This window comes from Duganella sp. CF517 (assembly GCF_900110275.1).
Lineage (GTDB): Bacteria > Pseudomonadota > Gammaproteobacteria > Burkholderiales > Burkholderiaceae_D > Rugamonas.
In genome coordinates this window covers 323,041-337,456 of the sequence record NZ_FODC01000003.1, presented here as the reverse complement: position 1 = coordinate 337,456, position 14,416 = coordinate 323,041, and the positions used below count along the sequence as shown (strand labels likewise).

Annotated in this window: 12 protein-coding genes and 1 riboswitch; of the genes, 9 read left to right on the top strand and 3 right to left on the bottom strand. The window is 67.6% G+C overall.

Annotated elements, in window-relative coordinates:
• Positions 1-6: 6 nt before the first annotated feature.
• From BMX85_RS13200 to BMX85_RS13175, 6 genes are read left to right on the top strand one after another with little or no spacing between them, the layout of a single operon-like run.
• On the top strand, positions 7-240 hold the full coding sequence (locus tag BMX85_RS13200; RefSeq protein WP_090318490.1) for a 4Fe-4S dicluster domain-containing protein: 234 nt from the start codon (positions 7-9) through the stop codon (positions 238-240).
• 17 nt (positions 241-257) lie between these two features.
• The gene (locus BMX85_RS13195; RefSeq protein ID WP_090318487.1) at positions 258-1,670 is read left to right on the top strand and encodes an ABC transporter substrate-binding protein; all 1,413 of its coding nucleotides are present in this window, start codon (positions 258-260) and stop codon (positions 1,668-1,670) included.
• A gap of 10 nt (positions 1,671-1,680) precedes the next feature.
• Complete coding sequence (locus BMX85_RS13190; RefSeq protein ID WP_090318484.1) at positions 1,681-2,571, top strand: ABC transporter permease; 891 nt, start codon at positions 1,681-1,683, stop codon at positions 2,569-2,571.
• Complete coding sequence (locus tag BMX85_RS13185; RefSeq protein ID WP_090318481.1) at positions 2,568-3,401, top strand: ABC transporter ATP-binding protein; 834 nt, start codon at positions 2,568-2,570, stop codon at positions 3,399-3,401. The genes BMX85_RS13190 and BMX85_RS13185 overlap by 4 nt, the downstream gene beginning before the upstream one ends.
• 9 nt (positions 3,402-3,410) lie before the next feature.
• Positions 3,411-4,409, top strand: a complete 999-nt coding sequence (locus tag BMX85_RS13180; RefSeq protein WP_090318477.1) for a HEAT repeat domain-containing protein — start codon at positions 3,411-3,413, stop codon at positions 4,407-4,409.
• Entirely contained in the window at positions 4,409-4,705 is a 297-nt protein-coding gene (locus tag BMX85_RS13175) for a DUF971 domain-containing protein (protein ID WP_090318475.1), read from the top strand. The genes BMX85_RS13180 and BMX85_RS13175 overlap by 1 nt, the downstream gene beginning before the upstream one ends.
• Here BMX85_RS13175 and BMX85_RS13170 read toward each other — a convergent pair.
• From BMX85_RS13170 to BMX85_RS13160, 3 genes are all read right to left on the bottom strand, one after another.
• Positions 4,699-6,807 carry a TonB-dependent receptor gene (locus BMX85_RS13170; protein ID WP_090318473.1) on the bottom strand — a complete coding sequence of 703 codons (2,109 nt, stop codon included), beginning with the start codon at positions 6,805-6,807 and terminating at the stop codon, positions 4,699-4,701. The genes BMX85_RS13175 and BMX85_RS13170 overlap by 7 nt on opposite strands.
• Positions 6,808-6,996: 189 nt before the next feature.
• Positions 6,997-7,215, bottom strand: a riboswitch (cobalamin riboswitch).
• 147 nt (positions 7,216-7,362) lie between these two features.
• Positions 7,363-8,535, bottom strand: coding sequence for a hypothetical protein (locus BMX85_RS13165; protein ID WP_090318470.1), 1,173 nt, complete (start codon positions 8,533-8,535; stop codon positions 7,363-7,365).
• A 110-nt stretch (positions 8,536-8,645) separates the two neighbouring features.
• On the bottom strand, positions 8,646-9,548 hold the full coding sequence (locus tag BMX85_RS13160; protein WP_090318468.1) for an AraC family transcriptional regulator: 903 nt from the start codon (positions 9,546-9,548) through the stop codon (positions 8,646-8,648).
• A gap of 97 nt (positions 9,549-9,645) precedes the next feature.
• Here BMX85_RS13160 and BMX85_RS13155 point away from each other — a divergent pair, with 97 nt between their 5' ends.
• From BMX85_RS13155 to BMX85_RS13145, 3 genes are all read left to right on the top strand, one after another.
• Complete coding sequence (locus BMX85_RS13155) at positions 9,646-10,404, top strand: SDR family oxidoreductase (RefSeq protein ID WP_090318465.1); 759 nt, start codon at positions 9,646-9,648, stop codon at positions 10,402-10,404.
• Between the two features lie 86 nt (positions 10,405-10,490).
• Positions 10,491-10,826, top strand: coding sequence for a hypothetical protein (locus tag BMX85_RS13150; RefSeq protein ID WP_090318463.1), 336 nt, complete (start codon positions 10,491-10,493; stop codon positions 10,824-10,826).
• A 270-nt stretch (positions 10,827-11,096) separates the two neighbouring features.
• A complete protein-coding gene (locus tag BMX85_RS13145; RefSeq protein WP_090318460.1) occupies positions 11,097-14,318 on the top strand; it encodes a di-heme oxidoredictase family protein in 3,222 nt (1,073 codons plus the stop codon).
• Positions 14,319-14,416: the final 98 nt, after the last annotated feature.

Here is a 14,416-nt window from a genome sequence, read left to right as displayed (position 1 = left end):
AACACCATGCCCATCGCACTCAACCCAAGCAGCGTGCCGGTCCGCGTCAACGAAGAGCTGTGCATCGCCGACAAGGGCTGCACCGTGTGCGTCGATGTCTGCCCGCTCGACGTGCTGGCCATCGACTTCACCAAAGGCAAGGCCTTTATGAAATTCGACGAATGCTGGTACTGCATGCCCTGCGAAAAAGATTGCCCGACCGGCGCCGTCACGGTCGATATTCCCTACTTGTTGCGCTGACCCTTCTGGAGAATGACATGAGTTTGCATCGCCTTCTACCCGCCCTGCTGCTGGCCGCCATCGGCAGCGGCGCCGCCCACGCAGAAACCATCCGCATCGCCATCGGCACCCAGGACACGACGATCAACTGCGCCACCGGCGGCCTGCTGATCCGCGAACTGAAGCTGCTCGAAAAATACCTGCCGCGCGACGGCAAGTACAAGGATGCGCAATACGAAATCGTCTGGAAGAACTTCACGTCCGGCGCGCCGTTGACCAACGAGATGGTCGCCGGCAAGCTCGACATCGGCTCGATGGCCGACTTCCCCGGCTCCTTCAACGGCGCCGCGTTCGAAAAGGCCGGCAAGAAAAGCCTGTTCATCACCGTGCTGTCGGGCAGCGTGCAAGGCAGCGGCAACGGCATCGTCGTGCCGAAGGCGTCGACGGTGCAGTCGCTTGCCGACCTCAAGGGCAAGACCATCTCGGTGCCGTTCGCGTCGACCGCGCACGGCATGCTGCTGCGCGCCATCAAGGCGCAGGGCTGGGAACTGGACAAGGACGTCACCGTTGTCACGCAGGCGCCGGAAGTGGCCGGCTCTGCGCTGCAAAGCAACAAGATCGACGCCCACGCCGACTTCGTGCCGTTCGCCGAACTGTTCCCGCACCGCGGCTACGCGCGCAAGATCTTCGACGGTTCGCAGGCCAAGTCCCCCACCCTGCACGGCAGCCTGGTCGATGCTTCCTACGCGGCCAGGTATCCGGAGATCGTCACCGCCTTCCTGCGCGCCGCCATCGAAGCCGACCGCCTGATCGCGGCCGAGCCGGAGAAATACAGCGAGCTGATCGCCAAGGTGACCGGCATCGAGGCCGAGGTCGACTATCTGTTCCACGGCCCGCTGGGCTTGCAGACGCGCGACTTCAGCTGGAAGCCGGAGTACCGCCAGGCCGTCAAGACCTCGATCGACACGCTGCGGCTGATGAAGCGCACCGACAACGACCTCGACGTCAACACCTTCATCGACGACCGCTACATCCGCGCCGCCTTCAAGCAGGCCGGCCTGGACTACGACGCGCGGCTGAAAAACTACAACCGCCTGCCGCTGGTGGCCAAGGACGCGGCCACCGGCAAGCCGGTCACCGACTTCTCGCGCTTGACGCAAATCTGGGTCGAGGGCGAACCGCTGGTGCGCCACTACGCCAGCGCCGACAGCGCCTTCGCCGCGCTGCGCCAGCTTGAAAAGGACGGCAAGAAAGTGCGCGTGGTCTACGCCCACGACCGCGACAGCGGCCTCAAGCTGTTTGCCCGCGACGCCTGGTTCGTCACCGCCAAAGGCGACACCAGCGCCTTCCTGACGCGCGCGTCAGCCGACGCCTGGGCCGCCCGCAACGGCGGTTCCGTCGTCGACTTCGCCGCCGTGCGCGGCGGCACGCCCGCGCTCGCGGCAAAATAGGAGCGCGCCGATGGACAGCACACAGCAAGCGCTCGGCGGCAATCGCATCGCGGCGGCCGCTGGCACGGCCGCCGTCGTGAGCCTGGGCGCCAGCCCGGCGGACGGCCCCGGCGCGGGGCTGGGGAACGGCGCCGCCCGCTGGGGCGCCGGCGCCGTCTCGTTGTTGGTCTGCCTGCTGGCCTGGCAATGGGCCTCGGCCAGCCACCTGAACCTGGGCCTGGTGACGTTTCAAAACGTGCCGCCGCCGACCGAGGTCGCCCAGGCCGGTTGGGCCTTGCTGCAATCGCCGCAACTGCTGGGCCATCTGAAGGCCAGCCTGGCGCGGGTGTTCAGCGGCTTTCTGGTCGCCGCGCTGGTCGGCATCGTGCTCGGGCTGGTCATCGGCCGCTCGCGCCGGCTGGAGAACTGGCTGATGCCGCCGCTGGAAATGCTGCGGCCGATTCCGGCGGTGGCGTGGATACCGCTGGCGATCCTGATGTTCCCGTCGTCGGAGTTGTCGATGGTGTTCATCACCTTCACCGGCGCGCTGTTTCCGATCCTGCTCAACACCGTCCACGGCGTCGAAAACATCGATCCGCGCCTGGTCGCCTCGGCCCGCAGCCTGGGCGGCGGACGGCGCGCCATCTTCACCGAAGTGGTGCTGCCGGGCGCCGCGCCGAGCATCGTCACCGGACTGTCGATCGGCATGGGCACGGCGTGGTTTTGCCTGGTCACGGCGGAGATGATCTCCGGCCAGTTCGGCATCGGCTACTACACCTGGGCGTCGTACACGATCCAGAACTACGCCGACATCGTCGTCGGCATGCTGGTCATCGGCCTGCTGGGCATGGGTAGCAGCGCGCTGGTCAAAACCATCGGCCAGGTCTTGATGCCCTGGCACCAACCGGAGGGCAAGCCATGAGCGTCGGCCAAATTGAGATCGACAAGCTGCATCTGCGGGTCGGACACGGCGCGCAGGCGTTCGAGGCGGTGCAGGACGTCAGCCTGACGGTGGCCCCGGGCGAGTTCGTCTGCCTGCTCGGCCCGTCCGGCTGCGGCAAGTCGACCTTGCTGGGCGCGCTGGCCGGCCACCTGAGGCCGAGCCGTGGCGCGATCTCCGTCGACGGCCGCGCCATCGACGGTCCGCACGCCGAACGCGGGCTGGTGTTCCAGCACCACACGTTGTTCCCGTGGCGCAAAGTGGTCGACAACGTCGCCTTCGGATTGAAGATGCAAGGCGTGCCGCGCGCCGAGCGCCGCCGCCGCGCGCTGGAGTTGCTGGCCATGGTGGGGCTGGAGGCGTTCGCCGGGCACTATCCGGCGCAGCTGTCCGGCGGCATGAAGCAGCGGGTCGAGATCGCCCGCGTGCTCATCAACCACCCGCGCGTGATGCTGATGGACGAACCGTTCGGCGCGCTCGATGCGCAGACGCGCCTGATGATGCAGCAATTGCTGCTGGATTTGTGGGCGCGCATCCGCACCACCATCGTCTTCATCACGCACGACATCGACGAGGCGCTGTTCCTGGCCGACCGGGTGCTGGTGATGGGTCCGCGTCCGGGGCGCATCATCGAGCAGATCGCCGTGCCCTTCGCCCGTCCTCGCGACGCGTCGCTGGTGACGTCGCCGGAGTTTACGGCGCTGAAGCGGCGCTGCCTGCAGCTGCTACATCCGGCCAACGCCGAGCTGCCGCTGGAACGACTCAGCCCATTGGGCGCGCCCGCGCCACGCCAACTGCAATTCGCCATCTGAAAGGACATCATGAACACCGTAAACGACGGCACCGAACTGTGCGAACTGCGCGACCGCCTGACCAACCCCGACGCCACCGTGCGCCGCATCGCCCTGCTCGACCTGTCCGACTGGGCCGGCGACGAACATATCGACCTGTTCATCGACACGCTGCGCGACGCCGACGCCACCGTGCGCGCCGAGGCCGCACGCGCGCTCGAAGGCTTCGAAACCCCGGACGGCGTCGCCGGCCTCGCCCGCCTCCTCGGCGACCCGGACCAGAGCGTGCGCCAGGCCGCCTCCCAAAGCCTGAGCGAAGTAAAGCAACCGGAAAGCGCCCAGGTACTGCTAGCGCACCTCGCGCACACCGATGCATTCGTGAAAACCGCCGTGCTGCGCGCCGTGCGCGAACTGCGCTCGCCGCACAGCTACGCGCCGGCGCTGGCCGCGCTGTCCGACAGCGACGCCGGCGTGCGCCGCGAAGCCGTCGCCGTCCTCGGCTACCTGAAACAACCCGACGCGCTGCCCGCCCTCACGGCGCTGGTCAGCAACGACCCGGACGCCGAAGTGCGGCGCGCGGCGGTGGGCGCCGCCGGCTACGGCGCCGGAGCAAGCGCCGCCAAGGCCTTGCTGGAAGCGCTGCGCGATCCGGTATGGCAAGTGCGCGAGGAGGCGGCCACGACCCTGGGCAAACTGGCCCTGGTCCAAAACGGCGCCGACGCCGCCGATCTGTCGGCCGTCGGGACGGCACTGATGGCCGCGCTCGACGACAGCTACTGGCAGATCCGCCTGCGCGCCGCGCGCAGCTTAGGGCGCCTGAAATACGGCGGCGCCCTGCCCGCGCTGCTGCCGGTGCTGACGCACGCGATCAGCAACCTGCGCAAGGAGGCCGCGCTGGCACTGGGCGAGCTTGGCGACGCCGCCGCGCTGCCGGCATTGGAGCCGGTCGCCGCCGACCCGGACCCCGAGGTGCGCAAGGCCGCGCGCCTGGCGCTGGAACAGATCCACGCCGCCACGCGGAGCCGCTGATGGACTACCCCGCCGAAATCAGCAACGACCGTGCTGGACGGCTGCTGACCATCGTCTGGCAGGACGGCGTCCGGCAGCAATGGCCGCATGCGCAATTGCGGGCGCACTGCAAATGCACGCAATGCCAGTCGCAACGGCTGCTCGGCGCGAAACCGCTACGGTCACAGGAAACGTCGCGCGTCGATAACCTGCGGGTGATAGGCAATTATGGCCTGCAACTGGTCTTCGGCGACCGTCACGAACGCGGAATCTATCCGTGGCCCTATCTGCGCGCGCTGCCCGCCGACGCTCAATAGCGCCACTGCGCCGTCAGCTCGGCGTGGCGGCGGTCGCCCAGCAGATACTGGCTGTCGCTGTAGGACGTGCTGGCGTACAGCTTGTCGGTCAGGTTGCGCAGGTTCAGCTGCACCAGCAGGTTGCGGTTGACGCTCCAGCCCACCGTGGCGTCGAGCGTGGTGTAACCCGGCACCGCCTGCATGTTGCCGTTATCGATGAAGCGCTTGCCGACGTGGCGCAAGCCGGCTCCCGCGCGCCAGGCGTCGGCGCGGTAGCCCAGCCACAGGTTGGCCGACATCTTCGGCACGTCGGTCGGGCGCTTGCCGGCGCGCGAGATGCCTCCGGCTTCGACCAGGGTGTCATAGCTGGCGTCGGTGTAGGCCAGGTTGGCGTCCAGACGCCACGCGCGGGCCAGCGCCGCGCTGGCGGTCAGCTCGGCGCCGCGCGACGATTGCGCGCCGCCCTGCACCGACAACGCCGGGTTGGACGGGTCGCGCGTGACGATGTCGTCCTTGCGTATCCGGTACAGCGCGGCCGTCCATTCGGCCTTGCCCCCGGCCAGCGACTGCTTGATGCCGCCTTCGACCTGGCGCGAGCGCGTCAGCTTGTAGCGGCTGTTGGCGAGGTTCATCGACAACAGGCTGGTCAACGGATCGCTGCCGGTGCTGAGCTGTCCATACAGCGAGGTGTCCGGCGCCAGCTTCCAGGTCAGGCCCAGACGCGCGGCGGTCGATTGCAGCGTCGTGGTGAAATCGGCGCCGCCCCGCAGGCTGGTCAGCGCGACCCGGTAGCGGTCGTGGCGCACGCCGCCCAGCACCAGCAGGCGCTCGTTGATGCTGTACGCGTCCTCCAGATACAAGGCGTTGGTGGTGGTGTCGGTGGCGAAGTTGGGACGCAGCGCGTCGGGACTGTCGAAGCGGCCCGGGTCGAAGCCGGTCGGCGCGACGCTGGAGGCGCCCCCGTACGGCGCGTTATTGGTGTGGGTGAAGTTGATCGCGGCCGCCTCCCATCCGGCCACGACGCGGTTGGCGCCGGCGTTCCAGCGCGCCTCGAGGCGGTTGCCGGTCTGTTCCTGGTCATGCTTGATGGCGATGTAGTCGCTGCGGTCGACCCTGCCGGCCAGCGCATCGTAGACATAGTATTCGGCATTGCGCCAGTTGCGCCGGGCCTTCATGTAGGCCAGCTCGTTGCTGATGGTGAGCGCCGGCGTGGCGCGCCAGGTCAAGCGCGCCACGGCCTTGTCGTCGACGAAATCGATATCGGCGTCGCCGACGTTGTAGTTCTGGTCGCGCAGCGCGCGCGACAGGCCGCCGTCGACCAGCGGCGTGCCGAAGTAGCGCTGCGGTTTCTGCCGCACGTGGTCCAGCTGCACGTCGAGGTCGAGGTCCGGCGTGAGCGCGTACGTGATCGCCGTCAGCAGTTTGGCGTGGCGCGCCTGGCCGCGGTCGATGAAGCCGTCGCTATGGTCGGCGTAGGCGTCGACACGGAACGCGCCGCGTTCCCCCAGCGCGCCGCTGCCGCCGACGCCGGCGCGCAGCGCCCGGCCGCCGCCGACGCCGGCCATCGCCTCGAACGCGGCGGCGCGGCTTGGCGCCTTGCGCACCGCGTTGATGGTGGCGCCGGTGGTGCCGCTGCCGTAGACCACCGAACCTGGCCCGCGCAGCACTTCGATGACCTCGTAGCCCCACGGGTCGGATGGCATGGTCGCCGTCCCCGAGCCCACCAGCAGCCGCTGCCCGCCTTCCAGCATGGCGACGGCGTTGTTGCCGCTGAAGCCGCGCGCCGAATACGCGATGCCGTTGCCGGGCGAGCTGATGTCGGTCAGGCCGGTGGTGCGGGTGACCGCCTCCTTGACCTGCAGGTCGCCGCGCGCCCACATCGCCTCGGCGCCGAGCGACTCCACGCTGGCCGGCACTTCGTCGGCGCGCAGGTTCAGCCGGCTGGCGGCGCCGCTTTGGCGGGCCAGCCCCAAGCCCCCGCCGTTGCGCTCAGCCTCCGCGGTCACGGTGACGGTCTGCAGGACCTGGGTTTGCTGCGCGGCGGCGCCGGTGGCGCACAGCAGCGCGATGGCGGCCGCGATCGGGCGGGTGGTAGGGAACTGGGCGAGGCGGGAAGGAGTCATGTGTATGTCTACGTGGTCGAGTGCCGGAAACTCCGGACGGTCAAGCCGCGACGGCGCACGCGCCCATCTACGCGTGCGCCGGGCGCGGCCGCAAAAACGGCGTGAACGGACACACGCGCGGCGGCGCGCGAATGCTGTGGCGACAACGGGAAGAAAACCAATATCAAGTAAAACCACACCCCGGGTTTTACGTAACGCATCGTGACTGGCCGGTCTTCTGGCTCGCCGTCATCCTTCCCCGATCCTGCCTTCCCGTGCGGTGCACAGTGGCGTACGATCGACGTCGTCAGGCTTACAGCAGCGGGGGCTGCGCCGGACTGGCGCGCGATGAAAATCGCACGCGTCACCGGCTTCCCGTTTCACCCTCCCGCCGACAAGCGGGAGGACACCATTCACGTGTTCAGCGCGCATTTTACACGCGGCATCGCTGCGCTGTACAGGTCCGGGATGCGAAACCGGCGCGCCGCTGCGTCGCACCGGTGCGCCGGCTGGATCAAGCGATGACCGGTCGCTTGGCCGGATTCCGCGCCATTCGTTAGCGCGCTCACCCGGGGATCACGCCGGCGATGCGGCTTTCGCCAACCAGCGGCGGCGCATTGTGCGCCCCGCCCTCCTCGCCAGCCGCGACGCGACGGCCGAGAACGCCAACGCGTACAAATAGATCGCCGCCACCGTCCCGCCGAACATCGCGAACGCGACCGCGCCCGGCTGCCCGCCGATCGGCACGTGGAACTCCGCCGAGGCGAGCGCGACGACGAACATCATGAAAGGAAAATGCGTGGTGAACAATACGAAGCTGGCGCCGCTGAACCAGCGGTTGAGCCGCCACGCGCACCAGCGCAGCCACAATACCGGCGACCGCCTGGCGCCGGCCGTCAGCCAGGATACGGTGAGCAACGCGAAGCTGGCGCCGAACAGCAAATCCAGCGCCATCCGGGCGGCCGGAATCATTGACGCCGGCACTTGCTCGACGTGCGCGCCGCCCCAGCGCGACACCAGCAGGCCGACGACGAAAATCGGCAGGCCATAACGGCGCTGGGAGCGCACGCTGGTGTTGTAAGCGAGCCAGCCGACGCCCGTCCCCATAATCCACAGCAGCAGATACCCGAGGAATTCCGGCGCCAGCACGCTGCCGGCCCAGCCGATGACGATCGCGGCGCACCAGCCCAGGGGCCGGCTGCGTTTACCCAGCACGAACAGCGCGGCCAGCGCCAGATAGGCCCAGCATTCATACGCCAGCAGGTACAGCATCGTGTTGCTGCCCAGTCCGGGAACAACGAAGCGCTGCAGCATTAACATGTTTCCGGCGAAAGCTTCCAGGTCCAGGCTGGGCGAGAACATCGTGAAGTAGGCGTACACCTCGGGATGCGCCAGCGTGCGCGTGCCGAGGAAGTCCAACGCGGCGCCGAGCAATAGCGCCGGGGTCAGCAGGCAGTAAAACCACGTGGAGCGGCGCAGCAGATCGGCCCCGGCGTCGACGCCATGGCGCCAGCGCTGCATCGACAGTCCGCCCAAGGTAACGCCGCTGAGGACCATGTACATGACGAACGCTTCGTGGCCCAGGCTGGTGACGAAATAGAACAAGGTCAGCGCCACGCTTTTTTCCGCGACCTCCGGATAGCCGGCGAACAGCAGGAAGCGCACGTGATAGATGACCGCCATTCCCGCCGCCAACAGCCGCATCAGATTGACCCGGGCCTGGAAACCGCTGTTGATTTGCGCGTCCATGATGTCACTCCATCGATGATAGCTAGTCTCGACCTTAGCGCAAAAGGCGGCTGCGGCTTTGATCCACGTCGTGCTCTGCCCGGCCGCGGCGGCGTCGTCGGCGGCGCCGCTTAGTCGGTCGGCGCGCGCGCGTAGCGGGCCGGCGGCGAGCCGACGTGGCGGGCGAAGGCGACGCTGAACGCGCTGGCCGAACCGTAGCCGACCCGCCGCGCCACGTCGGCGACGCCGCCCTCCTCGGTCCTCAGCAAGTGCTTGGCGCAGGCCATGCGCCAGGCCAGCAAATATTCCATCGGCGCGACGCCCACCGCGCGGCTGAAACGCTCGAAAAACGCGGAACGCGACATCGCCGATTCCTTCGCCAGCTGCGCCACCGTCCACGGCCGCGTCATGCTTTCATGCATATGCCGGATGGCGACGGCCAGGCGTTCGTCGGCCAGTCCGCGCAGCAGCCCCGGAGAGGCGGCCGTGTGCGCCGCCGAGCGCAGCGCTTCGATCATCAGCACCTCCAGCAGCCGGGCCAGGATGACATCGCGCGCGGGCCGCCGCGCCCGCGATTCGTCGCCAACCAGCTCGACGATGGTGGCCAGCCGGCGCTCGCCGCGCACATGCACCAGTCGCGGCAACAGCGAGACCAGCAGCGCCGCGTCGGGCGAATCGAAGGCGCAGTGGCCGATCAACAAGCGCACGTCGGCGGGGCCGTCTTGCCGTCCCAGCCGGAACTCGCCATCGGGCAGCGCCACCGGCTCGGTTTCGGCGTCCGCCGGAGTCATCGGCTCGTTGCCGGACATCGTGAAGCGGTGGGCCGACGGAATCAGCACAAAGTCGCCCTGCCGCAAATGGACCGGTGGCTGAGCTTCGACGCCGAGTTCGCATGCGCCGTCGATCACCGCGCAATAGAAAGGCTGGCCGGATTCGGCGCGGCGCACGCGCCAGGCGCCCGCACCGACCACCACCTTCGAAAAACGCGCCTGCGGCTGGAGCAGCGAAACGACTTCCGCCAGGGGATCGATCATGTGGACTCTCGCGAATGAAGAATGGACGTTTGATTATAGCAAGTCCGGCCGGCGCGCCATATAGTTCAGCTCTGCTTACCAACCACAGGAGTGCTTCATGAAAACCATTTTGATCACCGGTTGCTCGTCCGGCTTCGGCCTGGAAACCGCCCGCTATTTCCTCGACCGCGACTGGAACGTGGTCGCCACGATGCGCACGCTGGCAGAGGACATCCTGCCGCGCTCCGAACGGCTGCGCGTGATCGCACTCGATGTGACCGACCCCGACAGCGTGCGCCGGGCGGTCGAGGCGGCCGGACCGATCGACGTGCTGGTCAACAATGCCGGCGTCGGATTGCTGGGCGCGCTCGAGGGTACATCGATGGCCAGCGCCCACCTCATCTTCGACACCAATACGCTCGGTACCATCGCGATGACGCAGGCGGTGCTGCCGCAGTTCAGGCAGCGCAAGGCTGGCGTGGTCATCAATGTCACGTCCAGCGTCACGCTGGTGCCGCTGCCGCTGCTGTCGGTCTACACGGCAAGCAAGGCGGCCGTCAACGCCTTCACGGAATCGTTGGCGCTGGAGCTTGAGCAATTCGGCGTGCGGGCTAAACTGGTGCTGCCAGGGCGCGCCCCGCAGACCCGTTTCGGCGAAAACGCCCGGCCGCACATGCAAAACGCCATCCCCGAGGCCTACGCCGGCATGGCGCAGCAAGTGTTCGCGGCATGGGCGGAGCAAACGGCGGTGACCCTGGCGGCGGATGTGGCGGAAGCGATATGGCGGGCCGCGACCGATCCGTCATCGCCTGGCCGCGTATACGCGGGCGCCGATGCGCTGCAGATGGCCGGCGGCCAGGGTCGCTATCACGAATAAAATAGGATTGACTGGTTTTGATTCCATGTGGCAATATGGTTAAGGTTATTTAACAATTGCCGGTATCAATCCACGGAGGCGCCAATATGTCCCGCATCGATTCCAATCCGTTTCGAGTTCAAGGCGAGGTTATTTCCATCGCCGAGCTCGCCAAGACCAAGCCTGCCCTGATTGTCGCCGCCGACGATCCGAGGGTCGCGCCCTTCAAGGATCGCATGGCGGAGATACAGGCGGTGTTGAAGCGGGAGTATCCTGAAGAGTTCGCTCTGCGCGCCGAAGCCAATCCCGGCCAGATTTATGAGCCTACGTTGACGCTGGCGCAACCGGAAGTCACCGCGGCCTCCGCCAAGCAGAAGTTCAGCAGCTTGGAATGGGAACTGGCGCGCTCGCGCATGACGTTGGACGCTTTGGTCAAGAAATAAGTCAAGAACGCGAATCGCGGCGCCAGGCCGCGCGGCCGGCGCAGGCACCCGATCTTCCCCAACCGCTTCGATGACATTTTTGTGACCTGCCTTGACACGCGGGTCAACACAAGATATCTTCGGCAACGTTGCTCAATCGAAAGTTTTTGTAACTGAAAAGTTCATTCGCGTCCTTATCCGGGGCGCCTGGATGGATCTTCAGCCATAGCAAATGGAAACGTTTCCATGTCGGGACCGTCGCCATGGCCAACCATACAAAAAGGGAATGGAATGAATCGCTCGCCGCGTCGCCACCAACTCAACCTGCGACGTCTGCGCAGGCTCCCCATCCAGGGTTTGCCCCTGGCCTTGATCGCCTTGCTGACGGCCTGCGGCGGGGGCGGCGGCGAGGAAACCGCCCAATCCGCTCCGCGCACCGCCAGCGCCATGCGCATACAGGGCGCCGCAGTGCCGGCGGAGGTGGCGCTGACGCCGGCCAACGTCAGCGCCAGCTCCGTGGAGCGCGGCGACCTGTCCGCCGCTGCCGCCGTCGACCACAACGGCGGCACCCGCTGGGGCAGCGGCTTCGCCGACGACCAGCACCTGACCCTGGACTTCGGCAAGAGCGAGCTCATCACCCGCGTTCGCATCGATTGGGAAAACGCCCACGCCACGCAGTACTTGCTGCAAGTGTCCGACGACAACGCCAGCTGGACCACCATCAAGAGCGTCGACAACAGCGAGGGCGGCACCGAGGATCTGACGGGGCTCAACGGCCAGGGACGCTATCTGCGCATCAAGGGCGTCAAACGCTCGACCCAATACGGTTACTCGATCATCGAGGTGCAGGCGTTCTCGGGCACGCCGGTCGCGGCGCCGGCCGATCCCGCGCCGTCCCCGCCGGTGGCCGATCCGAGCAAGCCCGGCATCGCGATCAAGCCGCTCGCGGCTACCTCTTCCAGGTTGGAGAATCCTGGCCTGTCGGGCGCGATGGCGATCGACGGCAAGCTCAACACACGCTGGGCCAGCGCGTTCGAAGATGGCGCCTGGCTGCAGTTCGACTTCGGCGCCAGGACGCCGATCGGCTACATGAAGCTGCTTTGGGAGAACTCCTACGGCAAGCAGTACAACGTGCTGGTGTCCGACGATGGCCAGAACTGGACCTTGCGGCGCGCCGTCACCAACGGCCAGGGCGGCACCGAGGAATTCTTCAATCTCGGCATCGACGCCCGCTACGTCCGCCTGCAGGGCGTGGCGCGCGCCAGCCAGTACGGCTATTCGCTGTACGAGGTGGAATTCAAGACGCCGGGCAGCGACAACACGCTCGGCGGCGTGGCGACGTCGCCGCTGAACTTCCCCGCCAGCGGCGCCGGCTGGACTCCCCTGCCCTCGGCCGACCAGCCGCTCGAGACGCTGCAATTCACCCTGGCCGACGGCACCCTGGTGACCCGCTTCGGCGCGCGCGGCCTGGCCCGCCACGGCCGCGAGCGCGGCGAGGACTGGAACGAGATCGGCTACGGTCCCAATGAGACGGTCGACGCCGTCACCGGCCTGCCGCGCGACAAGGGGCCGGGCAACTACCTGACCTTCGTGCCGCAATACTTCAAGAACCGCACGTGGGGCGTGGAGATCATCGACAACAGCCGCGTGGCCGGGGTCACCAAGCCGACCCTGACCGTCAACCAGTACACCACGGTTGACTTCCTCAAAGGCGGCGTGGCCTTCTTCCGCGGCTTCGACCGTCCCGGCGTGACCGGCTACGGCTGGATGGCGCCGGGCCAACTGGTCGATGACAACGTCGCCATCTGCAAGCCGGTGGCCTATCCGCTCAACGGCAAGCTGACCAACGCCAACGGCATCAACAACGGCTGCACGATCCGGGTCGACAACTACCCGGGACACGCCGGACTCGGCGCCGACGGCCTGCCCAACGGCACCACCGTCAAGAGCCGCTCGCTGGCGGTCGGCGATGTCATCGAAGTGTCGCCCTCGATGTTCACCACCGTCGATGCGCTGGCCGCCAAGGGCGACACCGGCGGCGTGCGCTATTACTCGTACGAATGGGCGTATGTCGTCGGCGCCGGGCTCAAGCCATGGTACGGCGTGCAGCCGCGCCTGAACACGATACCGTTGCCCGAGGAGACGCTGTCGGGCGGCGCCGGATCGGTGTCCTACAACTACTCGGACAACGGCCAGTTCATGTTCCAGCAGCCGCACAACAACGTCGGCATGCAGAACATGCAGCGCTTCGTCGAGGGCCGGCGCCTGGTGCACACCAATTTCACCACCGGCGACCACAACGAACCGGGCAATGACCGCTACGCGCAGGCGGTGGGACTGCAGGGAGCGCGGTTCAACCAGTCCGCCTGTATCGCCTGCCACGTCAACAACGGCCGCAGCCCGGCGCCGGCGGCGATCAACCAGCGGCTCGACAGCATGTCGATCCGCGTCGCCACCGTCAACGCCAGCGGCCAGCAGCTGCCGCATCCGCAATACGGCACGGCGGTGCAGATGAACGCGGTGTCATCCACCGGCAAGCCGCAGAACTGGGGCAACGGCGTGCGCGTGGCCGGCTTCGAAACGCGCTCGGTCAAGCTGGCCGACGGCACGACGGTCGAATTGCGCAAGCCGACGCTGGCGTTCGAGGGCGCGACGCCGGACATCTTCTCGCTGCGCGCGGCGCAGCCGATGATCGGCGCCGGCTTGCTGGAGGCGATACCGGAGGCGAGCATCCTGGCGCTGGCCCGTTCGGCGCCGGACGCGGACGGCGTCAAGGGCGTGGCCAACTACGTCTACGATCCGGAAAGTGGCGCGGTGCGGGTGGGACGCTTCGGCTGGAAGGCGGCCAAGGCGACCTTGCGCCAGCAGTCGGCCGAAGCGCTGCTGCTCGACATGGCGGTGACCTCGCCGGTCTACCGCAGCCGCGACTGCGTCAACGGGCCGGTCGCCTGCCGCGCCGGCGCGGCCCAGGCCGGCATTTCCGAGGCCGACCTGCAATCGATCTCCAACTACCTGTCGCTGGTGGCGGTACCGGCCCAGCGCAGCGTGGCCAGCGGCTTCCCGAAAGGCGTGGCGCCGCTCGACGAGCACCGGGTCGACTCGCAGCAGGTCGCCGCCGGCGCCAGGCTGTTCCAGGGCATGCGCTGCGTGGCCTGCCACACGGCCGAGATCAAGACCGGCTCAGGCCACCTGTTCGCCGAACTGCGCAACCAGACCATCCGCCCCTACACCGACTTGCTGCTGCACGACATGGGCGCGGGGTTGGCCGACAAGTTCGTCGAAGGCCAGGCCAAGGGCGCGATGTGGCGCACGGCGCCGCTGTGGGGCATCGGCTACACGGACAAGGTGATGGGCGGCGCCGGCAAGGCCGGCTACCTGCACGACGGCCGCGCCCGCACGCTGACCGAGGCCGTCCTGTGGCACGGCGGCGAAGCCGACCGCTCGCGCCAGCGCTTCGAGGCGCTGTCGAAGGCGGACCGCGACGCCGTGCTGGCGTTCCTGAAGTCGCTGTGACACACCCGCGCGCACGAGCCTGATGCCGAATAAATTGATATAGGTCAAAGTTCGTGCGCGGGCCGGCAGCATAGGATAGCGTTTCCTGAACCATCACC